Genomic DNA, 26,757 nt, shown 5'->3' with positions numbered 1-26,757 from the left:
CCCAAGGCCTCGTTAATCTGAGAACAGTTTCATTGGTTATTGAATAAAGAAAAGAGAGTGAATATGGATGAGTCACAAGTCCGCGTAGCAATCGCGGGTGCGGGTGGTCGCATGGGGCGACAGCTGATTCAGGCAGCACTACAGCTGGATGGCGTAAAACTGGGTGCAGCGCTTGAGCGCACGGGTTCATCCTTAGTGGGGAGCGATGCAGGCGAACTCGCTAGTGTGGGCAAAACTGGCGTGATCGTTAGCGATAGCCTGGACGCGGTGGTGAACGATTTCGATGTGTTTATCGATTTCACACGCCCGGAAGGTACGCTCAATCATTTGGCTTTCTGCCGCCAGCACTGCAAGGGCATGGTTATCGGTACGACGGGTTTTGATGATGCGGGCAAGCAGGCGATTACAGATGCGTCGGGCGAAGTACCGATTGTTTTTGCGGCCAACTTTAGCGTCGGCGTGAATGTGATGCTTAAGCTGCTGGAGAAAGCGGCCAAAGTGATGGGTGACTACACCGACATCGAAATCATTGAAGCGCATCACCGTCATAAAGTCGATGCGCCATCAGGCACGGCATTAGCCATGGGCGAAGCTATCGCTCATGCGATGGACAAAGATTTGAAAGAGTGCGCCGTTTACTCTCGTGAAGGGTACACCGGCGAGCGCGTTCCAGGCACTATTGGCTTTGCCACCGTGCGTGCGGGCGACATTATTGGTGAACATACGGCGATGTTTGCGGACATCGGCGAGCGTATTGAAATCAGCCATAAAGCCTCCAGTCGTATGACTTTTGCAAATGGGGCGGTTCGTTCTTCATTATGGTTGAAGTCTAAGAAAAATGGCCTTTACGATATGCGAGACGTGCTTGATCTCAACAGTTTATAAGCGTTATTACCCATCGTGATGTGGTTATTGCAATCATAAGTGTTTGATTGACAGGGCAGTATTTTATTGCCCTTTTTTATTTGTTTTGTTTTTGAGAGTCTTCTATTTTCCTTGCTTTGAAATTACCATAACTCTATCTTATCCTGCTTATAATCGTTGCTTTGTTGTTAATTTTGACCATTTGGTCCACTTTTTATGGTCATGAGAGATGGCATCCCATTCATCCTGGTCCGCAATCGGTTACGCATCCTTAGTTAGCTGTTGATTTCAACGGTCAATTCCTCTTTTCCTCATCAGAGTGCTAAAAAACACATAAAAAGTTGCGCTTATGGTAGACTTTTCCCCGGCCTCTCACTAGAATGCCGCCGTTTGTCAAAAATCCAAATGACAGGCTGTTTTGCATTGATTCCTGAATTCGTTTTGAATTAATATGCAAATAAATTGACTGTTTATTCCCTGGAGGGCGTTTTGATTAAGTCAGCAATATTGGTTCTGGAAGACGGAACCCAATTCCACGGTCGGGCCATTGGGGCATCGGGTTCGGCCATTGGGGAAGTCGTTTTCAACACCTCTTTGACCGGTTATCAAGAAATCCTCACTGATCCTTCCTACTCCCGCCAGATTGTCACTCTTACTTATCCTCATATCGGAAATGTCGGCACCAATGCTGCTGACGAAGAATCCTCCCAGGTACATGCGCAAGGCCTCGTTATCCGTGACCTACCACTGATTGCCAGCAACTACCGCAATACCGAAGACCTTTCTTCCTACCTGAAGCGCCATAACATTGTGGCCATCGCCGATATCGATACCCGTAAGCTGACACGTATTCTGCGCGAGAAAGGTGCACAGAACGGCTGCATCATCGCCGGTGATAACCTTGACGCCGCGCTGGCGCTGGAAAAAGCGAAAGCCTTCCCTGGCCTTAACGGCATGGATCTGGCGAAAGAAGTGACCACTCAGGAAGCGTACTCCTGGCAGCAGGGGAGCTGGACGCTGGAAGGCGAATTGCCAGAAGCGGCCAAAGAAGAAGATTTACCTTTCCATGTCGTGGCCTACGATTACGGCGTGAAGCGCAACATTCTGCGCATGTTGGTTGACCGCGGTTGCCGCCTGACGGTGGTTCCTGCACAAACATCTGCTGAAGATGTGTTGAAGTTAAATCCAGACGGCATCTTCTTATCTAACGGCCCAGGTGACCCGGCGCCGTGTGACTACGCCATTAGCGCCATCAAATCCTTCCTGGAAACCGACGTTCCGGTATTTGGTATTTGTCTTGGCCACCAGTTGCTGGCTCTGGCGAGCGGCGCGAAAACCGTGAAGATGAAGTTCGGTCACCACGGTGGCAACCACCCGGTTAAAGACTTAGACCGTGATTGCGTGATGATTACCGCACAGAACCACGGTTTTGCAGTGGACGAAGCGTCGATGCCTGCCAACCTGCGCGTCACGCACAAGTCGCTGTTCGACGGCACGCTGCAAGGTATTCATCGCACAGATAAAGCCGCATTCAGCTTCCAGGGACACCCGGAAGCAAGCCCAGGCCCACACGATGCGGCGCCACTGTTTGACCACTTTATCGAATTGATTAAGCACTACCGTTCTACCGCCACTCTTAACAGCAAGTAAGTATCAGGAGCTAATTAAAATGCCAAAACGTACAGATATAAAAAGCATCCTGATCCTCGGCGCTGGCCCAATTGTTATCGGCCAGGCGTGCGAGTTTGACTACTCTGGTGCTCAGGCGTGTAAAGCGCTGCGTGAAGAGGGTTATCGTGTTGTGCTGGTGAACTCCAACCCGGCAACGATTATGACCGACCCGGAAATGGCCGATGCGACTTACATCGAGCCGATTCACTGGGAAGTGGTGCGCAAAATCATTGAAAAAGAGCGTCCGGATGCGGTGCTGCCGACCATGGGCGGCCAGACTGCGCTGAACTGTGCGCTGGAGCTGGAACGTCAGGGCGTGCTGGCTGAGTTTGGCGTCACCATGATTGGTGCAACGGCAGACGCGATTGATAAAGCCGAAGACCGCCGTCGTTTCGACGTGGCGATGAAAAAAATCGGCCTCGATACTGCGCGTTCTGGCATTGCTCACAATATGGAAGAAGCGCTGGCGGTTGCCGCTGACGTCGGTTATCCGTGCATCATTCGCCCATCATTTACCATGGGCGGCACCGGCGGCGGTATCGCTTACAACCGTGAAGAATTCGAAGAAATCTGCGAGCGTGGTCTGGATCTTTCGCCAACCAAAGAGCTGCTGATTGACGAATCTCTGATTGGCTGGAAAGAGTACGAAATGGAAGTTGTGCGTGATAAAAACGACAACTGCATCATCGTCTGCTCTATCGAAAACCTTGACCCGATGGGTATTCACACCGGTGACTCCATCACCGTAGCGCCAGCGCAAACGCTGACCGACAAAGAATACCAAATCATGCGTAACGCCTCGATGGCGGTGCTGCGTGAAATCGGCGTGGAAACCGGCGGCTCTAACGTGCAGTTCTCGGTTAACCCGAAAACAGGCCGTTTGATTGTTATCGAGATGAACCCGCGTGTATCACGCTCTTCTGCACTGGCTTCTAAAGCAACCGGCTTCCCGATTGCGAAAGTTGCGGCGAAACTGGCTGTCGGGTACACCCTCGATGAGCTGATGAACGACATCACCGGCGGCAAAACGCCTGCGTCGTTCGAGCCGTCCATCGACTACGTTGTGACTAAAATTCCACGCTTTAACTTCGAAAAATTCGTTGGTGCCAACGACCGCCTGACGACGCAGATGAAATCTGTCGGTGAAGTGATGGCGATTGGCCGCACGCAGCAGGAATCGCTGCAAAAAGCCTTGCGCGGACTGGAAGTGGGCGCGACCGGTTTTGACCCGAAAGTGAGCCTGGATGACCCGGAAGCACTGACCAAAATTCGCCGCGAGCTGAAAGACGCCGGTGCCGAGCGTATCTGGTATGTGGCTGATGCCTTCCGCGCTGGCCTGTCTGTTGATGGCGTGTTCAACCTGACCAACATCGACCGCTGGTTCCTGGTGCAGATTGAAGAGCTGGTTCGCCTGGAAGAGAAAGTAGAAGAAGTCGGTATTACCGGCCTGGACTACGACTTCCTGCGCATGCTCAAGCGTAAAGGTTTTGCGGATGCGCGCCTGGCGAAACTGGCTGGCGTGCGTGAGTCAGAAATTCGCAAACTGCGCGAACAATATAAGCTGCACCCGGTTTATAAGCGTGTTGATACCTGTGCGGCGGAGTTCTCAACTGACACCGCGTACATGTACTCCACTTATGAAGACGAGTGTGAAGCAAACCCGAACAACGACCGTGACAAAATCATGGTGTTGGGCGGTGGTCCGAACCGTATCGGCCAGGGTATCGAATTCGACTACTGCTGCGTACATGCATCACTGGCACTGCGTGAAGATGGTTACGAAACCATTATGGTTAACTGTAACCCGGAAACGGTTTCTACCGACTACGACACTTCCGACCGCCTGTACTTCGAGCCGGTTACGCTGGAAGACGTGCTGGAAATCGTCCGCGTTGAGAAGCCAAAAGGCGTTATCGTGCAGTACGGCGGCCAGACTCCGCTGAAACTGGCGCGTGAACTCGAAGCCGCTGGCGTACCAATTATCGGCACTAGCCCGGATGCCATTGACCGTGCAGAAGACCGCGAACGTTTCCAACACGCCGTTGACCGCCTGAAGCTGAAACAACCGGCTAACGCCACCGTTACCGCCATTGAAATGGCTGTAGAGAAAGCGGCACAGATTGGCTACCCACTGGTGGTTCGTCCTTCCTACGTTCTGGGTGGACGCGCGATGGAAATCGTTTATGACGAAGTCGATTTGCGCCGTTACTTCCAGACTGCGGTCAGCGTTTCAAACGATGCGCCAGTGCTGCTCGACCGCTTCCTCGACGATGCGGTAGAAGTGGATGTTGACGCCATTTGCGACGGTGAAACCGTGCTGATTGGTGGCATCATGGAGCACATCGAACAGGCTGGCGTTCACTCCGGTGACTCCGCATGTTCTCTGCCAGCGTACACGCTGAGCCAGGAAATCCAGGATGTGATGCGCCAACAGGTGCAGAAACTGGCTTTCGAGCTGCAAGTTCGCGGCCTGATGAACGTGCAGTTTGCGGTCAAAGATAACGAAGTCTACCTGATTGAAGTGAACCCGCGTGCTGCGCGTACCGTACCGTTTGTCTCTAAAGCAACCGGCATGGCGCTGGCGAAAGTGGCGGCACGTGTGATGGTTGGTCAGACGCTGGTTCAGCAAGGTATGACCAAAGAAATTATTCCACCGTATTACTCGGTGAAAGAAGTGGTTCTGCCGTTCAACAAGTTCCCAGGTGTTGACCCACTGTTAGGGCCAGAAATGCGCTCTACCGGTGAAGTGATGGGCGTGGGCCGCACTTTCGCAGAAGCGTTCTCCAAAGCAATGCTGGGTAGCCAGTCCACCATGCGTAAACCGGGTCGTGCGCTGCTGTCTGTTCGCGAAGGCGACAAAAAGCGTGTGGTTGACCTGGCAGCGAAACTGCTGAAACAGGGCTTTGACCTGGATGCGACACACGGCACGGCGGTGGTGCTGGGTGAAGCGGGCATTAACCCACGTCTGGTGAACAAGGTGCATGAAGGCCGTCCGCACATTCAGGATCGTATCAAGAATGGCGAATACACCTACATCATCAACACCACAGCGGGTCGCCAGGCGATTGAGGATTCTAAGCTCATCCGCCGCAGCGCACTGCAATATAAAGTGCACTACGACACCACGCTGAATGGTGGTTTTGCGACCGCGATGGCACTCAATGCTGACGCGACTGAAAAAGTGATTTCTGTTCAGGAAATGCACGCGCAAATCACCAAATAATCGCTTCTCGATACTTCTGAAACCCGCTTCGCGCGGGTTTTTTTTCGCTTATTATTCGTGGAGAGCGACACTTCAGAGTGTTCTGTATTTTCCCGCAAGGCCGGAAATTCCTGCTAAGTTTTTTATTCAGAAGATGAGAAATGACTACAAACAGGGAGAACCACATGCAAAACAAAATTCTGCTGGCGTCCATATTCGCTGCTGCAACGCTGATGACTGTTGCAGGCTGTTCGTCTAATCAGGCGGTAAAAACTAGCGATGGCAAAACGATTGTGACCGACGGCAAGCCGCAGGTAGATGACGACACGGGCCTGGTTTCTTACAAAAATGCTGAAACGGGCAAGACCGAGCAGATTAACCGCGATCAGGTCAAATCTATGGGTGAACTGGATAACTAATTCAGGTTTTCCCACCTAGCCCATCAAGAATTATGACTATTAGCCTGTTGAATTACTGACTACACTCTTTGAGAAAAGAGAGCAGTAAAACAACAGGCTAATTGATGATCTTAATTATTTATGCGCACCCCTATCCGCAACACTCTCACGCCAACAAGAAAATGCTCGAACAAGCATCACTTCTACCCGATGTAGAAGTGCGCTCCCTCTATGAGCTTTACCCCGATTTCAACATTGATATTGCCGCCGAACAGCAGGCATTAAATCGCGCTGATCTGGTTATCTGGCAGCATCCGATGCAGTGGTACAGCATGCCGCCATTGATGAAACTGTGGATAGACAAAGTGCTGGCGCACGGCTGGGCCTATGGTCACGGTGGAACCGCGCTGCGGGGTAAGCAAGTGATGTGGGCGGTGACCACCGGCGGCGGTGATCATCACTTTGATCTGGGTGACCATCCCGGTTTTGATGTGCTCGGGCAACCGTTACAAGCGACAGCACTTTACTGCGGCATGAACTGGCTACCGCACTTCACCATCCATTTCACGTTTGTCTGCGATGAAAATACCCTCGAGGTTGAAGCTGAAATGTATAAACAACGATTGCTCGACTGGCAGGAGGCAAACCATGGATAGCCACAGCATGATTCAGGCGCTGATTTACCTCGGCTCTGCCGCGATAATCGTACCGATTGCAGTGCGCCTTGGCTTGGGTTCAGTGCTGGGCTACCTGATTGCCGGCTGCATTATTGGCCCGTGGGGGCTGCGACTGGTCACAGATGCCGAGACTATTTTGCATTTTGCGGAAATCGGTGTGGTGCTGATGCTGTTCGTCATTGGCCTCGAACTTGACCCGCGACGTTTATGGACGTTACGAGCCTCGGTATTTGGCGGCGGCGCATTGCAAATGGTCGCGTGCGGTCTGTTGCTTGGTTTGTTCTGCATGTTCTTAGGTTTGCGCTGGCAAGTCGCCGCGTTAATCGGCCTGACGCTGGCGCTCTCTTCCACCGCGATTGCCATGCAGGCGATGAACGAGCGCAACCTGACACTTTCGCAAATGGGTCGCAGTGCCTTTGCGGTGCTGTTATTCCAGGATATCGCGGCGATCCCATTAGTGGCGATGATTCCCCTGCTTGCCACGAGTGGCGCGACCACCACCTTTGCCGCATTTTCTATTTCGGCGCTGAAAGTGGTTGGGGCTTTGGCGATTGTGGTATTGCTTGGGCGTTATGTGACACGCCCGCTGCTGCGATTTGTTGCACGGTCTGGCCTGCGTGAAGTGTTCAGCGCCATGGCGTTGTTTATGGTGTTTGGGTTTGGTTTGCTGCTCGAGGAAGCCGGACTTTCGATGGCGATGGGGGCGTTTCTGGCGGGCGTTTTACTGGCGAGTTCTGAATATCGTCACGCGCTGGAAAGCGATATCGAACCCTTTAAAGGTTTGCTGCTGGGGCTGTTTTTCATCGGCGTGGGGATGTCGATAGACTTCGGCACGCTACTGGAAAACCCGCTGCGAATTATCGCGCTATTGTTGGGTTTCCTGGCGATTAAAATCATCACGCTATGGATTGTGGCAAAAACCCTCAAGGTGCCGCGCAAACAGCGGCGCTGGTTTGCCGTTCTGCTCGGGCAGGGCAGTGAATTCGCCTTTGTGATTTTTGGCACCGCGCGCATGGCGCAGGTGCTGGACGACAGCTGGGCGAAATCGCTGACGCTGGCGGTTGCGCTCTCTATGGCGGCGACGCCACTGTTGCTGGTGTTGCTCAATCGACTGGAAAAATCAGGCAAAGAGCAGGCGCGTGAAGCCGACGAAATCGACGAAGAGCAGCCGCGAGTGATCATTGCTGGTTTCGGGCGGTTCGGGCAAATCGCTGGACGTTTGTTGCTGACCAGCGGGGTGAAAATGGTGGTACTTGATCACGACCCTGACCACATTGAAACGCTGCGCAAATTCGGCACCAAAGTGTTTTATGGTGACGCGACGCGCGTGGATTTGCTGGAGTCTGCAGGTGCTGCAAAAGCGGAAGTGCTGATCAATGCCATCGACGACCCTGATGCCAATATGCAGTTAGCCGAACTGGTGCAGGAGCATTTTCCACATTTGAAAGTCATTGCCCGGGCGCGTGATCTTGACCACTTTATTCGTCTGCGCCAGCTTGGGGTTGATCAACCTGAACGTGAGACGTTTGAAGGGGCGTTGAAAGTAGGGCGCAGAGCGCTGGAAGGTTTGGGTGTGGGGAGTTATGAAGCTCGGGAACGCGCCGATCATTTCCGCCGATTCAATATGCAAATGGTCGAAGAGATGGTTCCGGCGCCAGACTGGTCCGCACGTGCTGATGTGCTTAAACGCACCAGCGCAATGCTGACCGAGGTGATCAACGAAGACCGTTCGCATCTGAACGTGATTCAACGCCACGGCTGGCAGGGAACGGAAGAGGGGATTCATTCGGGAAAACTCGCGGATGAACCGCCTGTTAAGCCGGAATAACGAAAAAGCTCCCTTTCGTAGGTCGGATAAGCGGCAGCGTCATCCGACACAAATAGCGTAAATGGTGGATGACGCCTGCGGCTTATCCACCCTACAAAATCAGCTCAATGCCACTTTAATCCCAAGCGCTATCAACATCCCGCCCAGCAATTTATCGACAATCTTCTGCGCTTTGGCCAGGCCGCGACGCACCGGCTCGCTTTGAATCAGCACCACTAATAGCGGCCACCAGACGACCGACAGCATCAGGATGACACCTGCGTACCAGAGTTTTTCCATAGTGCCCGAGTTCACGCTCAAAACCTGGGTGAAAACGGAGAGGAAAAAGAGGGTGGCTTTCGGGTTTAACAGATTGCACAAATAGCCTTGTAAGAAGGCTTTCTTGAGCGTGGTTTGCTGGCGTTCAACCTGGCTGACATCCATTTTACTGCCGCCACGTGCCAACAAAGCATTAAGGCCGACCCAGATAAGATATGCCGCACCCGCATATTTCAATAAACCGAACAGCCATGGTGTAGTGGTGATAAGTACCGCAAGCCCTGCAACACAATAAGCCATGTGAGTCGCAACGCCGCTAATGACGCCAAGCGACGTCATCATCGCCGCCATACGCGGGTAGCGGGCTGCATTCTTAATGACCAGAAAGAAATCAGGCCCAGGAGAAAGCATCCCCAACGTGGCGATGGTGGCGACAAACAGCGTGGTTTCTAACATGGTTTTATCCGGTACAGACGAAGAAACGTGAACTATACCCCAGCTATTGCATAAACTTATAGTAGGCGCGGAAGTGCAGTGAATAATTTTTTTACGCCAGCTTTTAGATGACTTCTGGCGCTTTTACGCTAACTCATTGTTCCTGCTGTATCACAAAGCAATACATAATGGGTTTACACTCGCAGAACAAAAATATTCTCGCGGACACGCATGCGGACAGTCGACGAAAGAATGCGCTTTCCGTATAGTGGCGGCAATTTTTTCACCACCCTTGGGTTAATAGAATGATCAGTCTGATTGCTGCATTAGCGGTAGATCGTGTAATTGGCATGGAAAACGCCATGCCCTGGGATATTCCTGCCGATCTGGCCTGGTTTAAACGTACTACGCTGAATAAACCTGTCGTTATGGGGCGTTTGACCTGGGAATCTATCGGTCGTCCGCTGCCGGGTCGCAAGAACATCGTGATTAGCAGCAAACCGGGTACCGACGATCGCGTTGAGTGGGTTTCATCCGTTGAAGATGCGATCAAAGCCTGTGGCGATGCGGAAGAGATTATGGTGATTGGCGGCGGGCGTGTGTACGAACAGTTCCTGCCTAAAGCACAGCGCCTGTATCTGACGCACATCGACGCGGAAGTGGAAGGTGACACGCACTTCCCGGATTACGACCCGGATGAGTGGCAGTCAACGTTCAGCGAATTCCATGACGCTGACGAGAATAACTCTCACGGTTACTGTTTTGAGGTTCTGGAGCGTCGATAAGACGTGCTGGAATAGAAAAAACCCGGTTTATGACCGGGTTTTTTATTATGAAGCGATAGCCGTTTCACCATCACCGACATCTTTCCGGCGATTGGATGGCTGAACGAAGTACGTTTTGTCTTCCCAGCGCAAGCAAGTTAGCTCACCACCCCAGCAGCAGCCGGTATCAAGCCCGTATATACCCTCTGGCGTGCCTTTGCCTTCCAGCGATGCCCAGTGCCCGAAGATAACGGAATACTCAGCAGTGACAGGCCCAGGGATGGCAAACCACGGTTTCAGTGGTGCAGGAGCACTTTCTGGCGTGTCTTTGCAGTACATATCCAACTGGCCATTCGGGAAGCAATAACGCATGCGGGTCAGCGAGTTGGTAATGAAACGCAGACGGGCTAATCCTGAGAGTTCCTGCGACCAGTTGTTTGGCATATCGCCATACATTGCGTCGAGGAAAAGTGGATAGCTGTCGCTGGATAACACGGCTTCGACATCACGCGCACAGGCCATGGCGGTATTTAAATCCCACTGCGGCGTAATTCCGGCGTGAGCCATCACCAGTTTTTTCTCTTCATCAACCTGAATCAGAGGCTGGCGGCGCAACCAGTTAAGCAGTTCGTCGGCATCTGGCGCTTCCAGCAATTGGGAAACGCGATCTTTCGGTTTGTTGCGGCTGATACCGGCATAAACCGCCAGAAGATGGAGATCGTGATTACCGAGAACAATCCGCACGCTATCACCCAGTCCACGCACGTAACGCAGGACTTCAAGCGAACCAGGCCCACGCGCGACGAGATCGCCCGTAAGCCATAAAACATCTTTGCCAGGCGTAAACTCGACCTGTTGCAGCAGGGCTACCAGTTCATCGTAACAGCCGTGAACGTCGCCAATCAGGTATGTAGACATCGTATCAATGAATGAAGGCTGGAATAGCCAGACGGAATACGGGAATAGCGACACGGAAGGCATCGCCCTGAGAGTCGACCATTTCGTAATGGCCTTGCATGGTGCCAAGCGGTGTTTCAAGCACGGCACCGCTTGTGTAGCTGTATTCGTTGCCCGGTTCAATATGCGGCTGGACGCCAATCACGCCCTCGCCCTGAACTTCAGTTTCATGGCCGTTGCCGTTGGTGATAAGCCAGTAACGGCCAAGTAACTGAACCGGTGTTCGCCCCAGGTTACGAATGGTGACGGTATAAGCAAAGACGAAACGTTCGTTCTCAGGTGAGGACTGCGATTCGATATAAACGCTTTGTACCTGAATGCATACGCGGGGCGAATTCAACATCGTTAACTCTCCTTCGGCTGCTGCTGTGGGTGCTCAGCCAAATAGTTTGCCAGTTGGCAATACTGTGCGACCGAGATGTTCTCAGCACGCAGGGTTGCATCGATTCCCAGCTCCGCCATCACTTCAGGACTGAATAGATGACCCAGGCTATTACGAATCGTCTTGCGGCGTTTATTAAATGCTTCAGTGGTGATGCGGCTTAACACGCGCAGCTCTTTCACTGGGTTTGGTATTACTGCATGCGGAACCAGGCGCACAACGGCTGAATCAACCTTTGGTGCAGGGGTGAAGGCCGTTGGTGGCACTTCAAGCACTGGGATCACGTTGCAATAATATTGCGCCATAACTGATAAGCGACCATACGCTTTACAGTTCGGGCCAGCAACTAAACGGTTTACCACTTCTTTTTGCAGCATAAAGTGCATGTCTGCAATGGCATCAGTATAGCTAAAGAGATGGAACATCAATGGCGTGGAGATGTTATACGGCAGGTTGCCAAATACGCGCAACGGCTGACCGATTTTTTGCGACAGCTCTCCAAAATCCATGGTCATGGCATCTTGCTGATAAATAGTCAGCTTTGGTGCCAGGAACGGATGCGTTTGCAGACGTGCTGCAAGGTCGCGGTCCAGTTCAATGACGGTCATTTCATCCAGGCGTTCACCCACAGGCTCGGTTAATGCGCCGAGGCCGGGGCCGATTTCAACCATCGCCTGGCCTTTGAGTGGATTAATAGCAGAGACAATACTGTCGATAACGAACTGGTCATTAAGGAAGTTTTGTCCAAAACGTTTACGGGCTAAATGGCCCTGGTGGACACGAGTATTCATTGAGTATTAACAATCATTTTGATGGCGAGATTAAGCGCCGTAATAAAACTGCCGACCTCGGCTTTCCCCTGACCGGCTAGTTCTAGCGCGGTTCCATGGTCAACCGAAGTGCGGATAAAAGGTAAGCCTAGCGTGATATTCACCGCGCGACCAAAGCCCTGGTATTTGAGTACCGGCAAACCTTGATCGTGGTACATCGCCAGTACTGCGTCGGCATTATCGAGATATTTAGGCTGGAATAGCGTATCTGCCGGAAGCGGGCCAGAGAGTTTCATCCCTTTAGCGCGCATTTCATTCAGTACTGGAATGATGGTGTCAATTTCTTCCGTACCCATGTGGCCGCCTTCCCCGGCATGGGGGTTAAGGCCACAAACCAACACGTGAGGCTCGGCGATACCAAACTTGGTTTGCAGGTCATGATACAGGATGGTGATTATCTGGCGTAATAAATCTGGCGTTATTGCATCAGAAATCGCTTTCAGTGGCAGATGCGTGGTCGCAAGCGCCACACGCAATTCTTCCGTTGCCAGCATCATCACGACTTTTTCGCTGTGCGAGCGCTCTTCAAAAAATTCGGTGTGACCGATAAACGGGATCCCGGCATCGTTAATAATGCCTTTGTGCACCGGCCCGGTGATCAGTGCGGCAAATTCGCCGTTAATACAACCATCACAAGCACGCGCCAGCATCTCTACGACATAGGCACTGTTTCTAACATCCAGTTGTCCAGGGACGACAGGAGCGCGTAATTCGATGGGAAGAACGGTGAGCGTGCCAGCCACTTGTGGGCTTGCCGGAGTGCCAGGTTGGTAAGTTTTGATATTGAGAGGAAGGCCGAGTAGGGCAGCACGTTCCTGGAGGAGTTCAGGCGAAGCAGCGACAACCATTTCTACGGGCCAATCGCTGCTTGCCAGCGCGATGACCAGGTCGGGGCCAATCCCGGCGGGTTCGCCGGGAGTGATGACCACGCGATGGGTATTAGCCATTGCTACCGATAACTTTCACGTAGGCAGAAGCACGTTGTTCCTGCATCCAGGTTTGCGCTTCTTCAGAGAACTTACGGTTGAACAGCATACGATATGCACGATCTTTCTGCGCAGCATCGGTCTTATCAACGTTGCGAGTATCCATAAGTTCAATCAAATGCCAGCCAAATGAAGAGTGAACTGGTGCGCTCAGCTCGCCTTTATGCATTTTCGACAGGGCATCACGGAACGCCGGATCGTAGATGTCGGTAGCCGCCCAACCCAAATCGCCGCCCTGGTTAGCAGAGCCTGGATCTTCAGAGAAGGATTTTGCTGCCGCCGCGAAGGTGGTTTTGCCGCTCTTAATATCAGCCGCAATCTGATTCAGTTTCGTACGAGCCTGATCGTCACTCATGATAGGTGAGGATTTCAGCAAAATGTGGCGAGCATGAACTTCAGTTACAGAAATGCTCTGGCTCTGGCCACGCAAATCGTTAACTTTCAGGATGTGGAAACCCACGCCTGAACGAATCGGACCGATGACATCACCTTTTTTCGCCGTGCTTAAAGCCTGAGCGAAAATAGACGGCAACTCCTGAATACGTCCCCAGCCCATTTGGCCGCCTTTCAGCGCCTGTTGGTCAGCAGAGTAGGTGATTGCCAGCTTGCCGAAATCCGCACCGCTTTGGGCTTGTGAAGCGATATCACGCGCTTGTTTTTCCGCATCATCGACCTGAGTAGATGTTGGGTTTTCAGGCAATGGAATCAGGATGTGGCTTAAATTCAACTCGGTGCTGCTGTCGTTTTGGCTGCCCACTTGTTGTGCCAGAGCATCAACTTCTTGCGGCAGAATCGAGACGCGGCGGCGAACTTCGTTATTACGCACTTCCGAAATGGTCATTTCTTTGCGGATTTGAGCACGGTAGCTGTTGTAATTAACACCGTCATACGCCAAACGACTGCGCATCTGGTCCATACTCATTTTGTTCTGTGCCGCGATATCAGCAATGGCTTTATCCACCTGCTCATCGGTCACTTTAACGCCCATTTTCTGACCCATCTGCAACATGATTTGATCCATGATGAGACGTTCCAAAATTTGATGACGCAGAGTGGCATCGTCAGGAAGTTGTTGGCCGGCTTGTTGAGCACCTTGTTTCACTGACTGCATCATGCCGTCAACGTCACTTTCCAGCACCACACCGTTGTTCACTACGGCTGCAACTTTATCGACCACTTGCGGGGCCGCGAAAGAGGTATTCGCCGCCAGGACGAAACCGAGAAGCAGCGTTCTCCAATTCTTCATACTTTTTCCATTTACTTAGCCGCAAAGCGGACTGCGATTTCTAGTCAAAGTGAATTACATCGAGCTCTGATAAGGCAGAATGTTAGAACGCAACATCTGCTGAGTGCCCAGGCCGTAGTTGGAACTCAGGCCACGTAACTCGATGTTAAAGCCAATTACGTTATCGTATTTGCTTTCGTTGTTTTCCCAGCCGTTAATTTTACGCTCGTAACCGACACGAATCGCATAACAGCAAGAGTTGTACTGCACTGCCAGCATGGAGTCAGCGGTTTGTTGCGCATTGGTGTCATAGTAATACGCACCAACGACAGACCAACGGTCAACCACAGGCCAGCTCGCCGTCATCCCAACTTGTGAAATACCTTCTTTGTACTGGCTCGCCGTTGCAAAACTTGGCAGCGTCGCTTGAATGTATTCCGGGCTGGCATAACGGTAGTTCAACTGCAGCAGACGATCGTTATCTTTGCGATATTCAACAACACCATTACCTGTTGCGACATTATCAAGACGCGTGTCGTACTGTAGCCCACCGCGAAGACCCCAACGGTCGGTCATGCGCCAATAGGTATCACCAGCCCAGACCATCGATCCCGTTTTCTTGTCTTTTTCCCACTCAATATTGTCATCGCCAGTGCGAGACTGAGTGAAGTAGTAGATTTGACCCACAGAAACGTTAAAACGTTCAACTGCGGCATCATCATAAATACGAGAGGTTACACCGGTAGTGACCTGATTTGCTGAGGCAATACGGTCAAGACCACCGTAAGTCTTGTCACGGAATAAACCGCTGTAATCAGACTGCAACAGTGAGGAGTCGTAGTTATTGATGTTGCTCTGGTCACGATACGGCACGTACAAATACTGCACACGCGGTTCAAGCGTTTGTTCCCAACCGGCAGCCGAATCCATTGCACGGTCGAAAATCAGCTTTCCGTCCATTTTGAATTGTGGCAATACGCGGTTAACCGACGATTCTAACTTGCTGTTAGGGTTGACGTTTTTCTGATATTTTTCGAGATTATCTTGCTGATAATGCGTCGCCATCAATTTGGCTTCGGTATTCAGACTTGCCCAGCCGTTAGACAGTGGCAGGCTGATGACCGGCTCAATATGAAGACGGGTGGCTTCTGGCTGATTATCACTCACGTTGGTGAAATGAACTGCCTGGCCATAGATGCGGGTATCAAACGGCCCAACATCATTTTGATAGTAATTCATATCCAGCTGCGGTTGCGCACTGTATGAATTATTGTTCTGTTGAGACTCAAAGATCTGGAACTGTTTAGTCGACAGCGTGGCGTCGAAGTTTTCATTCGCGTAGCCGACGCTGAATTTTTGCGTGGCGTAGCCGTCTGTACTGGAACCGTATTTCGAATCAAAGTCGTTGAAGTAACTTGGATCGCTGACCTTGGTGTAGTCGATGTTAAAGCGCCACACCTGATCCATTACGCCACTGTGGTTCCAGTAGAACAACCAGCGCCGTTCATCCCCTTCTGGGTTTTTAGCCACATCGTCTTTGTATTCATCATCAGATAACAGGTAATCGAATTCCATTAAACCTGCACCCGCCTGGGTCAGGTAACGGAATTCGTTCTGCCACTGCATGCCACGCTCTTCCATGTAATGCGGAGTGATGGTGGCATCAAAGTTTGGCGCGATGTTCCAGTAATACGGGAGCGTGAACTCAAGACCGCTATTGGAACTGTACTTCGCATTAGGAATAAGGAAACCGGAACGACGTTTATCGCCAATCGGTAATTGCAAATAAGGGCTGTAGAACACCGGAACTGGCCCGATTTTAAAACGAGCATTCCAGATTTCAGCGAGTTCTTCTTCTCTATCCTGAATAACTTCACTTCCCACAACGCTCCAGGTATTAGAACCCGGTAAGCAGGAAGTAAAGGTGCCATTTTCCAGAATGGTATAGCGATTATTGCCGCGCTGCTTCATCAAATCTGCGGTACCACGACCCTGGCGGTCTACCATTTGGTAGTCACCGTCCCAGACGTTAGTATCTTTGGTGTTCAGATTCGACCAAGCTTTTGGCCCTTTAAGAATGACCTGATTATCGTCGTAATGGACGTTGCCAACGGCATCGACGGTACGAATAGGCTCGGGCTGACCTTCAACCTGTTTCTGATGCAGGAGAACTTCGTCAGATTGCAGGCGGCTGTTGCCTTGTTGAATATCTACATTGCCACTGAACACTGCGTCGTCAGGATAATTTCCTTTTGCGTGATCGGCATTTATAGTGACAGGCAGGTTGTTGGTGTCGCCTTGAATTAATGGGCGATTGTAACTTGGCACACCAAGCATACACTGCGACGCAAGATCGGCAGCCATACCTTGTTGACTATATAGCGCTGCGCCAATCAAGGTGGCCAGCAAGGTGGGAATACGTTTTTTCATACGTGTTATTCGTTGTTCCATCATCAATGGCTTAGCGTCGGCAAACGGTCAGAGACTAACTTACTCATCACCACAGCGCTAGTGTTAATCCTGTCCGTTTAGCAGTCTGCCGTTAGGCACCGCTATCAATGACGGGTATGATAAAGCAAATTCTAGCCGACGGCATGACGATTTGGGGAGTATATGCAGTATTGGGGAAAAGTACTCGGTGTCGCAATAGCACTAATTATGGGCGGTGGCTTCTGGGGTGTGGTGTTTGGGTTACTGATTGGTCATGCCATCGATAAGGTGCGTAGCCGTCGTCAATCCTGGTTTTCTAACCAACAACAGCGCCAGTCACTGTTTTTTAGCACCACATTTGAAGTCATGGGCCATTTGACCAAGTCAAAAGGGCGCGTAACGGAAGCCGATATCCAGATAGCTTCGCTATTAATGGATCGTATGCAGTTACATGGCGATGCGCGAAGTGCCGCACAGCATGCTTTCCGCGTCGGTAAAGAAAATGGCTATCCGTTGCGTGAAAAAATGCGCCAGCTTCGCAGCGTCTGCTTCGGACGTTTTGACCTGATTCGGATGTTTCTTGAAATTCAAATTCAGGCGGCGTTTGCTGATGGATCTTTGCATCCGAACGAACGAGAAGTGTTGTACGTCATTGCCGAAGAACTCGGCATTTCACGCATACAGTTCGATCAGTTCTTACGCATGATGGAAGGTGGGCAGCAGTTTGGTGGCGGTTACAGCCAGTCGCAAGGCGGTTTCCAGCAGCAACGTGGGCCAACGCTTGAAGATGCCTGCAATGTGCTGGGCGTCAAAAGTAGCGACGATGCCGCAATCATTAAGCGTGCGTATCGTAAGTTGATGAGCGAGCATCACCCGGACAAACTGGTGGCTAAAGGTCTTCCGCCTGAAATGATGGAAATGGCCAAGCAGAAAGCGCAGGAAATCCAGAAAGCGTACGATCTGATAAAGACGGCGAAAGGATTTAAGTAATAAAAAAGCCTCTCAACTGAGAGGCTTTTTTTTAGAAATCAGCCGGAGCGCGGAACGTCATGGGTGTTCCATACTCAGGGTGAGTGATAGTCAGCATTTCCGCATGGAGCTGCAAACGCGGCGCCATCGCTAACGCCTCAGGTGACGCGTAAAAACGATCGCCCAGAATCGGGTGTCCCATTGCCAACATATGCACGCGCAACTGATGTGAGCGCCCGGTAATCGGTTTTAGCAGCACACGAGCGGTGTTATCCGCCGCGTACTCCAGCACCTGATATTCCGTCTGTGCTGCCTTGCCGGTTTCATAACACACTTTCTGTTTTGGCCTGTTTGGCCAGTCACAAATCAGCGGTAAATCTACCAGCCCCTCTTCTGGCTGAGGATGACCCCAAACCCGCGCCACATACTGTTTCTTCGGCTCACGTTCACGGAACTGGCGTTTCAGTTCGCGCTCTGCTGCTTTAGTCAGCGCCACGGCAATCACGCCGCTGGTAGCCATATCCAGACGATGCACTGATTCTGCCTGCGGGAAGTCGCGCTGAATGCGCGTCATCACGCTGTCTTTATGCTCATCCAGACGGCCCGGTACCGACAACAAGCCCGAAGGCTTATTGACGACCATGATGTGCTCGTCCTGATACAGAATGACCAGCCAGGGATCAGTGGGTGGGTTATAGGGTTCCATTAACATTATTGGTGTGTCACCACAATCAGACGCAACGCATCAAGACGCCAGTTTGCTTGCGCAAGGCTTTCCAGTACTTGTAGACGGTTGCTTTCGATGGCTTCGAGTTCGTCATCACGAATGTTCGGGTTAACCGCTTTCAGCGCTTCCAGACGGGAAAGTTCAGAACTCAGCTTCTCATCTGCTTCTTCACGAGCCGCTTTGATCAACACTTGCGCAGCCGCTTCCACTTTCTCTTCTGCCAGTTGCAAAATCGCGTGAACATCTTGCTGAACGGCGTTCACCAATTTGCTGCCGGTATGACGATTCACGGTGCTTAACTGGCGGTTAAAGCTTTCAAACTCGACCTGAGCCGCAAGGTTAGTGCCGTTTTTATCAACCAGCATGCGCACCGGAGTCGGCGGCAGGAAGCGATTAAGTTGCAGCTGCTTAGGCGCTTTCGCTTCAACGACATACACCAGTTCCAGCAGTAAGGTCCCCACCGGCAGCGCTTTGTTTTTCAACAAAGACAGTGCGCAGCTACCGGTATCGCCGGACAGAATCAAATCCAGGCCGTTGCGAATGATTGGGTGCTCCCAGGTGACAAACTGCGCATCTTCACGAGACAACGCCACTTCACGTTCAAACGTAATCGTGCAACCGTCTTCCGGCAGGCCAGGGAAATCCGGCACCAGCATGTGATCGCCAGGGGTCAGCACCACCATGTTATCGCCGCGATCGTCCTGATTAATGCCGACAATATCGAACAAGTTCAGGGCGAAGCTGACCAGATTAGTGTCGTTATCCTGCTCAGAAATAGCCTGCGCCAGCGCCTGTGATTTTTCACCGCCGTTGGAGTGGATTTCCAGCAGGCGGTCACGGCCTTGCTCAAGTTGCAGCTTCAACGCATCGTGTTGTTCGCGGCACAGCTTGATAAGCGCATCGAAACCATCGGTATTTTCCGGTGCTGCTAAATACTCAATCAGTTGCGGATAAACGTTATCGTAAATCGCACGGCCGGTCGGGCAAGTGTGCTCGAAAGCATCCAGCCCTTCATGGAACCACTTCACCAGTACCGATTGCGCGGTTTTTTCCAGATAAGGAACGTGAATCTGAATATCGTGCGCCTGACCGATACGGTCCAGACGGCCAATACGCTGCTCCAGCAAGTCCGGGTTAAATGGCAAATCGAACATCACCAGGTTGCTTGCAAACTGGAAGTTACGCCCTTCGGAACCAATCTCAGAGCACAGCAATACCTGTGCGCCGGTATCTTCTTCGGCAAACCAGGCTGCGGCCCGGTCACGCTCGATAATCGACATTCCTTCATGGAACACGGCAGCACGAATACCTTCGCGTTCACGCAGCACTTGCTCAAGCTGCAAGGCGGTGGTGGCTTTGGCACAAATCACCAACACTTTTTGCGAACGGTGGCTGGTCAGGTGGCCCATTAGCCATTCAACACGCGGGTCGAAGTTCCACCAGGTGCCAGTATCGCCTTCAAATTCCTGATAAATCTGCTCCGGATAAAGCATATCGCGGGCGCGTTCTTCTACCGATTTGCGTGCCGCCATAATGCCGGACACTTTAATCGCGGTTTGATACTGCATTGGCAGCGGCAAACGGATGGTATGCAGTTCGCGTTTCGGGAAACCTTTGACGCCATTACGGGTGTTACGGAACAACACGCGACTGGTCCCGTGGCGGTCCATCAGCATGGAAATCAGTTCCTGACGAGCAGCATCGCTGCCTTCACGGTTACTGTTCGCAGTTTGCAGCAGAGGCTCGATATCCTGCTCACCAATCAATTCACTCAGCATATTGAGCTGATCGTTGGTCAGGTGGTTACCTGCCAGCAATAATGCAACGGCATCTGCTACCGGGCGGTAGTGTTGCTGTTCTTCAACAAACTGCTCGAAATCGTGGAAACGGCTTGGGTCCAGCAAACGCAGACGCGCGAAGTGGCTTTCCATACCTAACTGCTCAGGCGTTGCGGTTAACAGCAGGATGCCCGGAACATGCTCGGCGAGTTGCTCGATCGCCTGATATTCACGGCTAGGCGCATTCTCGCTCCACACTAAATGGTGCGCTTCATCGACCACCATTAAATCCCATTCTGCTTCGCACAGGTGTTCAAGACGTTGCTTGCTGCGACGCACGAAATCCAGAGAACAGATAACCAGTTGTTCTGTTTCGAATGGGTTATCACTGTCGTGCTGGGCTTCGGCGTAACGCTCGTCATCAAACAGCGAGAAACGCAAGTTAAAGCGGCGCAGCATTTCAACCAGCCATTGGTGTTGCAGAGTTTCCGGCACGACGATCAATACGCGTTCAGCGCTGCCAGCCAGCAACTGCTGGTGCAAAATCATCCCGGCTTCAATGGTTTTACCTAAACCGACTTCATCTGCCAGCAACACGCGTGGCGCATGGCGACGACCCACGTCGTGAGCGATGTTCAACTGGTGTGGGATCAGGCTGGTGCGCATGCCGCGCAAGCCGCTCCACGGTTGGCGATACTGCTCGCTTTGGTAAACACGAGAGCGATAACGCAAAGCAAAACGATCCATGCGGTCGATTTGCCCGGCAAAAAGTCGGTCTTGTGGCTTGCTGAACACCAGTTTGCTGTCGAGGAACACTTCGCGCAGCATCGTGCCAGCTTCTTCTGTATCCAGACGGGTGCCAATGTAGGCAAGTAAACCGTTTTCTTCTTTAACTTCATCAACTTTGAGTTGCCAGCCTTCATGGCTGGTGACGGTATCACCCGGGTTAAACATCACGCGCGTGATAGGCGAGTCACTTCTGGAATACAGACGATTTTCACCGGTGGCAGGGTAGAGCAGGGTTACCATTCGTGTGTCTAAAGCGACCACTGTTCCCAGTCCCAGTTCGCTTTCGGTATCGCTGATCCAACGTTGACCAAGTGTAAAAGGCATAAGATTTCGGCTCTATTATCAGTTACTAAGATTTGCAGGCAATAGTAAAACGACCGCGCGCAAAGGGGGCGGTAGTTCGAAAGTAGATTTAAGGATGATTCAGGAGGGCGCTATGGTACTGGAAGCCGATTGATTCGTCACCGTCAAAATAGACCTAATTGCCCTGTCATTAGTGTAGCAAAGTCATCCTCAAGGAAAGGTAAAATTCCTTCGGCGACTGGCTGGAGCTGGCGCGTCAGGTAGTGATCGTAGTCCAGTGGGGACTCTTGATAATCCACCGGCTCCGGGCCGTTGGTTGTGATCACATACTTGATTGTCCCCCGGTTCTGATATTGCGGTGCGCGACCAAGCCGTTGATTATGCTCATCAGCCAGACGCGCAGCACGCACATGCGGCGGCACATTTTTCTGGTATTCACTGAGCGGACGACGCAGTCGTTTCCGATAAATCAGCTGCTCGTCCAGCTCACCCGCCATCAAGCTTGCGATGGTTTCGCGGATGTAATCCTGATACGGCTCGTTACGGAAAACCCGTAAATAAAGGGTTTTCTGGAACTCCTGTGCCAGCGGTGTCCAGTCCGTGCGCACGGTTTCCAATCCTTTAAACACCATGCGCTGCTTGCCATTTTCCTGAATCATTCCGGCGTAGCGTTTTTTGGAACCTTCAACGGTGCCGCGAATAGTCGGCATCAGGAAGCGGCAAAAGTGCGACTCAAACTCCAGCTCAAGTTTGCTGTCGAGTTGCTGAGTTTCTTGCAGATGCGCTTTCCACCACGCATTCACATGGTTCATCAACTGCTGGCCGATGCGAGCGGCATCTTCCTCGGAATGGGCTTTTTTGAGCCACACGAAGGTGGAATCTGTGTCCCCGTAAATCACGTCATAACCCTGAGATTCGATCAACGCTTTAGTTTGCAGCATGATCTGATGCCCGCGCATGGTGATCGACGAAGCAAGGCGAGGATCGAAGAAACGGCAGGCACTGGTGCCCAACACCCCGTAAAACGCATTCATAATGATCTTCAACGCCTGCGACAGAGGCTTATTGCCGTGTCGTTTTGCTTCATCGCGACCCGACCAGATTTGCCCTACAATTTCTGGCAGGCAATGTGTAGTCCTGGAGAAATGGGCACCAAGAAAACCCTCTACAGAATGTTCAGGGGCGGGTTGTGCCATTCCTTCAACCAGCCCAACTGGATCGATGAGAAACGTGCGGATGATCGACGGATAAAGGCTTTTGTAATCGAGCACTAACACTGAGTCATAAAGCCCAGGCCGCGAGTCCATCACATATCCGCCAGGGCTTGCCTGAGGCGGTACCTCGCCGAGATTGGGCGCAACGTAACCGGCGCGATGCATGCGAGGTATATAAAGGTGGCCAAATGCTGCAACGGAACCGCCATGTTTATCCAGCGGCAAACCGTTCACTGTGGCGCGCTCCAGCAAGAACGGCATCAGCTCGGTTTTGTGGAAAATCCGCGTGACCAGTTCGCAGTCTTTGAGATTATATTTCGCCAGTGCGGGCTTATCTTCGGCAAAACGGCGGTCAATTTCGTCCATGCGTTGCCAGGGATTATCGATAGATTTACCTTCGCCAAGCAATTCCTGAGAAACCGACTCAAGGGAAAAAGAGGAGAAATTCCAGAAGGCAGAGCGCAATGCTTCGATGCCATCGATAATGACCCGTCCGGCGGCTTGCGCGAAGAAAACCCCTTTTTTGAAGCCGTGCTCGCGCCACTCCAGAATGCTGTTTTCACGCCCAAGACGCAGCGGGACCTGGTAACGTTCGGCCATTTTTTGCAGCACCCGTAAATCGAACTGCACCACATTCCAGCCAATCAAGACATCTGGGTCATGTTCAGCAAACCAGGCATTCAGCTTTTCGAGCATTAGCGGACGGCTGGCGACATATTCCAGTGTGAAATCCAGACCACTCGCATCGCCATTTTCCGGGCCAAGCATATAAACGATGCGCTGCCCGCAGCCTTCGAGACCGATACAATACAGTTCGCCATGGCGAGTGGTTTCAATATCCAACGACACCCATTTCAACGGCGGACGATAATCCGGCGCGGGTTTCAGCTTCGTTTCAACCACCAGATTATTTTTTTGTTCGCCACTAAACCAGACGGGGGCAGTAATAAAGCGCTCCATCAAAAAGCGTTCGGGCGGGCGAATATCGGCTTCGTAAACCTTAACGCCGCCATCACGCAATAACTTTTCGATACGCATTAACTGCCGATGCTGACGGCAGTACAAACCGCAGACGGGCTGGCGATGGAAATCTTTAAGCGGCAGTGGGGTGAGGCGATATTGGCTTTCGTTTGTGAGCAGGCGTGTCGCTTCGGCTTGTTGTGATTGCGGGATAAACGCCACGGATTCCTGGCGCGGCAGACGCACCTTCACCGGGCCATCATCCGTTGCCAGCCAAAATTCAACTTCAGTACCGAGCGGGGTATCTCGCCAGTGACGCGTAAGTAGAAACCCCTGACGAGCTTGTGACACGCTGCATTCTCATAAAAGAAAAAGTGGTCTGATTATAGACCACTTTAAGCTGGATTACTGATTTTATGTACAGTGGAAATGCTGTGCCAAATTATCTCGAAGGAATAATGATTTCTAAACTTATCATATGGTCATAAGAAACAATCAGATATTTATCTGCCGTATTATCATCACTATATTTTTGTACCCCCTGTTCTTTAAGATAAGCCTCTAATTTTTCTCTTGCGATAGAAATATTACTGACACCTTCCCAAGTGACTTTATCTCGGGTGAAACCATAATTGTCATCACCAACAGAATAATAGATTGCATCATTAGAAATAAAGGGGGCGTTTTGTATTATTGATGGGGTGAGGAAATAATAATCAAAAATATTTTTTTTGGAATACTCTACTCCATCTAATGAATAAGTGACAATAAACAAAAAGATGAAACCCAAAGTAAAGAGTAATAAAAAAGAACTTGCAAAAAATATCAGAAAGTATTTGTTAAAATTACTCATTTCACTTTCCCTTTTTTATAATCAAAAAATTTTATCAATAGTAAAGAAATCAACGCTGATAGGTTTGTGTGGTGCAAAATGGAGATTTGCTGGCATGTTAGTATTCCTGACGCCGTTAGTGGTATTCCATCCTTTCTCTCTTATAGAAATATAGAGTTCTTGATTTATTCTGTTTATATCATTGAAGAAATTTTTTGAGGGCTCATTTCTATGACGATTTAAAATATGTTCACTTTCTAAATTAGGTAATGGTTTGATATAATCCAGCCATGAGGGGATGAATCCTTTTCTGGGTGAATTTCTAGTATGAGGAGAAGGCGCAGGAAAAAGTAATGGCCTAAATTCTTTATTTTTAAAATTCCCTATAGCCCCATAGTAGTCCCAAATCCATAAAGCATACTCTTTGCTCGTTGGTTGAGCCAGAATGATGGGATCTATTCCTTCTCCAAAAACGCGATAAAAACCTACTAAATCAGATATCAAATCTTCGCCACTAAAACCACTATCAGAACGTAACTTAAAAACCGGGAATTGCTGAAAGGATTCAAATCGAAATGCAGTTTTCATCATAATTGTTAAGGCTATTCGCTGTTTCATTTTCCAGCTTAAGCAAGAACGAATCATTAAGGGGCTATGAATTCCACCGCGAAATTCAATTGTATGCCCAAAGATAGACTTGTTTGCACCCATCTCCTGGAAATAATCAACAGGGAAATACCAGTCGTTGTACTCAGGAAAAAATTCTCGTCCTTTTTCTTCAAGTAATATTGATTTTAGTCGTCGAGCATCATTTGCTTGTGCATGCCCGAGGTCAATCCATCCGAGAATTTTTGTATAGATCAACCCGTAATCAAAAGATAATGCCACTGAGGCATCCTTGATATCCTCCCTCTTACTCATAACGCCTCCTAAAAAACATTATCTTCCCAAAAACTGTATCCAGAAGTCCCCGCTACGTGATGACTCCACGTAATACTTTTAAAACTGAGGAGTAGAGTTTCTTCTGGTTGGGCATCGTTATGGTCTATCGAATGAGGAATATTAAGAGAAACGTCAACCAAGAACGCATCCCTGAGTTCGATGGAATAAAATTTCCTGTTAAAACCCGTTTTATCCGTACTGTAGACATCGATAACACACTGCAGTTTTTCATTATTGGCGATAGCAACGCCCAATAAGGGCGACGATTTATCGATTAATTTAGTTATGCTTATGGGCTGATGATTGATGTGCTGTTGTCGGTGGGTGCTATGAGTGAGTGCCAGAACAAAGATTTGGTCAAGGTGATTGATTTGGCATTTATTGCCTAAGGAATCATAGGTTCCGCATCCCTGGGAAATGGAGCCTTGCTTTTCACCTGTTATTGTCATGTAAACTAAGTTAGCCATATAAACTCTCCTTTTTAACTGAGTTATATGCACATGCTTTAATAAATACAAATGCTAAAAATGTATCATATCGGATTAAGTAATTTGCGAGATTAATATCAGGATGTTAATGAGGAGTTTTTTTAGAACTAAGTGGCGCTTATTAGCACCACTTTTAACTACTGCCCGTAATAAGCCTTCGCGCCATGCTTACGCAAATAATGTTTATCCAGCAGCGTTTGTTGCATATCCGGTAATTCAGGTGAAAGTTGTCGGCAGAAAATACCCATATATGCCACTTCTTCCAGCACGATGGCGTTATGAACTGCATCAACGGGATCTTTACCCCAGGCAAATGGGCCATGGGAATGTACCAGCACGCCGGGCATTTGTGCGGCATCAATTCCACGTTCAGCAAAGGTTTTCACGATGACTTCGCCGGTTTGCCATTCGTAATCACCGTTGATCTCTTCATCGGTCATTTTGCGCGTGCAAGGTATGGTGCCGTAGAAGTAATCCGCGTGAGTCGTGCCAGTGGCCGGGATGGATTTTCCAGCCTGTGCCCAGATAGTCGCGTGGCGTGAATGGGTGTGGACGATCCCGCCAATGTGCGGAAATTGCAGATACAGCAAGCGGTGAGTAGGGGTATCCGATGAAGGTTTTTTATTGCCTTCCAACACTTCTCCCGTTTCCAGACTCACAACCACCATATCTTCAGCAGTCATAATGCTGTAATCGACACCGGAAGGTTTGATAATTAATACGCCACGTTCCCGATCAACCGCGCTGACGTTCCCCCAGGTCAGGGTGACCAGATTATGTTTCGGCAGCGCGAGATTCGCTTCGAGTACCTGACGTTTGAGATCTTCTAACATATTTGATCCTTAGTT

General features: G+C 50.6%; 22 protein-coding genes. 8 read left to right on the top strand and 14 right to left on the bottom strand.

Going from position 1 to position 26,757, the window contains the following annotated elements:
* The first annotated feature begins 63 nt into the window (after positions 1-63).
* The 6 genes from dapB to kefC all read left to right on the top strand — a co-directional run bounded on the left by dapB (position 64) and on the right by kefC (position 8,640).
* Positions 64-885 (top strand): 4-hydroxy-tetrahydrodipicolinate reductase, encoded by an 822-nt coding sequence (dapB, locus tag M2371_RS12595; protein WP_259267866.1) that lies wholly within the window; start codon positions 64-66, stop codon positions 883-885.
* 468 nt (positions 886-1,353) lie between these two features.
* On the top strand, positions 1,354-2,514 hold the full coding sequence (gene carA, locus M2371_RS12590) for a glutamine-hydrolyzing carbamoyl-phosphate synthase small subunit (RefSeq protein ID WP_034498469.1): 1,161 nt from the start codon (positions 1,354-1,356) through the stop codon (positions 2,512-2,514).
* A 19-nt stretch (positions 2,515-2,533) separates the two neighbouring features.
* Positions 2,534-5,758 (top strand): carbamoyl-phosphate synthase large subunit, encoded by a 3,225-nt coding sequence (gene carB, locus M2371_RS12585; RefSeq protein WP_034498467.1) that lies wholly within the window; start codon positions 2,534-2,536, stop codon positions 5,756-5,758.
* 164 nt (positions 5,759-5,922) lie between these two features.
* Positions 5,923-6,156, top strand: coding sequence for a YgdI/YgdR family lipoprotein (locus tag M2371_RS12580; RefSeq protein WP_120064827.1), 234 nt, complete (start codon positions 5,923-5,925; stop codon positions 6,154-6,156).
* A gap of 104 nt (positions 6,157-6,260) precedes the next feature.
* On the top strand, positions 6,261-6,791 hold the full coding sequence (kefF, locus tag M2371_RS12575; RefSeq protein ID WP_172893227.1) for a glutathione-regulated potassium-efflux system oxidoreductase KefF: 531 nt from the start codon (positions 6,261-6,263) through the stop codon (positions 6,789-6,791).
* The gene (gene kefC, locus M2371_RS12570; RefSeq protein ID WP_172893228.1) at positions 6,784-8,640 is read left to right on the top strand and encodes a glutathione-regulated potassium-efflux system protein KefC; all 1,857 of its coding nucleotides are present in this window, start codon (positions 6,784-6,786) and stop codon (positions 8,638-8,640) included. Before kefF ends, kefC begins: the two co-directional genes overlap by 8 nt.
* Before the next feature lie 99 nt (positions 8,641-8,739).
* Here the strand turns inward: kefC and M2371_RS12565 are convergent, their stop codons facing one another.
* The gene (locus M2371_RS12565) at positions 8,740-9,354 is read right to left on the bottom strand and encodes a LysE family transporter (RefSeq protein WP_034498458.1); all 615 of its coding nucleotides are present in this window, start codon (positions 9,352-9,354) and stop codon (positions 8,740-8,742) included.
* Positions 9,355-9,638: 284 nt separating this feature from the next.
* Here M2371_RS12565 and folA point away from each other — a divergent pair, with 284 nt between their 5' ends.
* Positions 9,639-10,118 carry a type 3 dihydrofolate reductase gene (gene folA, locus M2371_RS12560; RefSeq protein WP_034498456.1) on the top strand — a complete coding sequence of 160 codons (480 nt, stop codon included), beginning with the start codon at positions 9,639-9,641 and terminating at the stop codon, positions 10,116-10,118.
* 45 nt (positions 10,119-10,163) lie between these two features.
* Here folA and apaH read toward each other — a convergent pair whose 3' ends face one another.
* Genes apaH through lptD form a run of 6 tightly spaced genes read right to left on the bottom strand, consistent with a single transcriptional unit; the run spans position 10,164 to position 16,907 of the window.
* Positions 10,164-11,015 carry a bis(5'-nucleosyl)-tetraphosphatase (symmetrical) ApaH gene (apaH, locus tag M2371_RS12555; RefSeq protein WP_259267865.1) on the bottom strand — a complete coding sequence of 284 codons (852 nt, stop codon included), beginning with the start codon at positions 11,013-11,015 and terminating at the stop codon, positions 10,164-10,166.
* Between the two features lie 4 nt (positions 11,016-11,019).
* Positions 11,020-11,397 carry a Co2+/Mg2+ efflux protein ApaG gene (gene apaG, locus M2371_RS12550; protein ID WP_034498452.1) on the bottom strand — a complete coding sequence of 126 codons (378 nt, stop codon included), beginning with the start codon at positions 11,395-11,397 and terminating at the stop codon, positions 11,020-11,022.
* A 2-nt stretch (positions 11,398-11,399) separates the two neighbouring features.
* Positions 11,400-12,227 carry a 16S rRNA (adenine(1518)-N(6)/adenine(1519)-N(6))-dimethyltransferase RsmA gene (gene rsmA / locus M2371_RS12545; RefSeq protein WP_034498450.1) on the bottom strand — a complete coding sequence of 276 codons (828 nt, stop codon included), beginning with the start codon at positions 12,225-12,227 and terminating at the stop codon, positions 11,400-11,402.
* Positions 12,224-13,213 (bottom strand): 4-hydroxythreonine-4-phosphate dehydrogenase PdxA, encoded by a 990-nt coding sequence (gene pdxA, locus M2371_RS12540; protein WP_259267864.1) that lies wholly within the window; start codon positions 13,211-13,213, stop codon positions 12,224-12,226. The genes rsmA and pdxA overlap by 4 nt, the downstream gene beginning before the upstream one ends.
* Positions 13,206-14,498: a peptidylprolyl isomerase SurA gene (gene surA / locus M2371_RS12535; protein ID WP_172893231.1), complete on the bottom strand. Its 1,293-nt coding sequence runs from the start codon at positions 14,496-14,498 to the stop codon at positions 13,206-13,208. The genes pdxA and surA overlap by 8 nt, the downstream gene beginning before the upstream one ends.
* 54 nt (positions 14,499-14,552) lie before the next feature.
* On the bottom strand, positions 14,553-16,907 hold the full coding sequence (gene lptD, locus M2371_RS12530) for an LPS assembly protein LptD (protein WP_259267863.1): 2,355 nt from the start codon (positions 16,905-16,907) through the stop codon (positions 14,553-14,555).
* Positions 16,908-17,090: 183 nt separating this feature from the next.
* On the opposite strand from lptD, the gene djlA reads away from it, so the two are divergent.
* Positions 17,091-17,897: a co-chaperone DjlA gene (djlA, locus tag M2371_RS12525; protein ID WP_259267862.1), complete on the top strand. Its 807-nt coding sequence runs from the start codon at positions 17,091-17,093 to the stop codon at positions 17,895-17,897.
* A gap of 31 nt (positions 17,898-17,928) precedes the next feature.
* Here the strand turns inward: djlA and rluA are convergent, their stop codons facing one another.
* From rluA to araD, 7 genes are all read right to left on the bottom strand, one after another.
* Positions 17,929-18,588 (bottom strand): bifunctional tRNA pseudouridine(32) synthase/23S rRNA pseudouridine(746) synthase RluA, encoded by a 660-nt coding sequence (rluA, locus tag M2371_RS12520; RefSeq protein WP_034498430.1) that lies wholly within the window; start codon positions 18,586-18,588, stop codon positions 17,929-17,931.
* Complete coding sequence (gene rapA, locus M2371_RS12515; protein WP_259267861.1) at positions 18,588-21,494, bottom strand: RNA polymerase-associated protein RapA; 2,907 nt, start codon at positions 21,492-21,494, stop codon at positions 18,588-18,590. Before rapA ends, rluA begins: the two co-directional genes overlap by 1 nt.
* 143 nt (positions 21,495-21,637) lie before the next feature.
* The gene (gene polB, locus M2371_RS12510) at positions 21,638-23,998 is read right to left on the bottom strand and encodes a DNA polymerase II (RefSeq protein ID WP_259267860.1); all 2,361 of its coding nucleotides are present in this window, start codon (positions 23,996-23,998) and stop codon (positions 21,638-21,640) included.
* A gap of 91 nt (positions 23,999-24,089) precedes the next feature.
* Positions 24,090-24,500 carry a hypothetical protein gene (locus tag M2371_RS12505; RefSeq protein ID WP_259267859.1) on the bottom strand — a complete coding sequence of 137 codons (411 nt, stop codon included), beginning with the start codon at positions 24,498-24,500 and terminating at the stop codon, positions 24,090-24,092.
* A 21-nt stretch (positions 24,501-24,521) separates the two neighbouring features.
* On the bottom strand, positions 24,522-25,400 hold the full coding sequence (locus M2371_RS12500) for a hypothetical protein (RefSeq protein WP_259267858.1): 879 nt from the start codon (positions 25,398-25,400) through the stop codon (positions 24,522-24,524).
* A gap of 8 nt (positions 25,401-25,408) precedes the next feature.
* Positions 25,409-25,888, bottom strand: coding sequence for an Hcp family type VI secretion system effector (locus M2371_RS12495; protein WP_172893238.1), 480 nt, complete (start codon positions 25,886-25,888; stop codon positions 25,409-25,411).
* A gap of 158 nt (positions 25,889-26,046) precedes the next feature.
* Entirely contained in the window at positions 26,047-26,742 is a 696-nt protein-coding gene (gene araD, locus M2371_RS12490) for an L-ribulose-5-phosphate 4-epimerase (protein WP_172893239.1), read from the bottom strand.
* Positions 26,743-26,757 lie beyond the last annotated feature (15 nt).

The sequence above is a fragment of the Buttiauxella sp. BIGb0471 genome, assembly GCF_024807715.1.
In the GTDB taxonomy this organism is placed as follows: domain Bacteria; phylum Pseudomonadota; class Gammaproteobacteria; order Enterobacterales; family Enterobacteriaceae; genus Buttiauxella; species Buttiauxella agrestis.
Note: the sequence above shows the minus strand (reverse complement) of the source record. Positions and strands in the feature narration are given on the sequence as shown.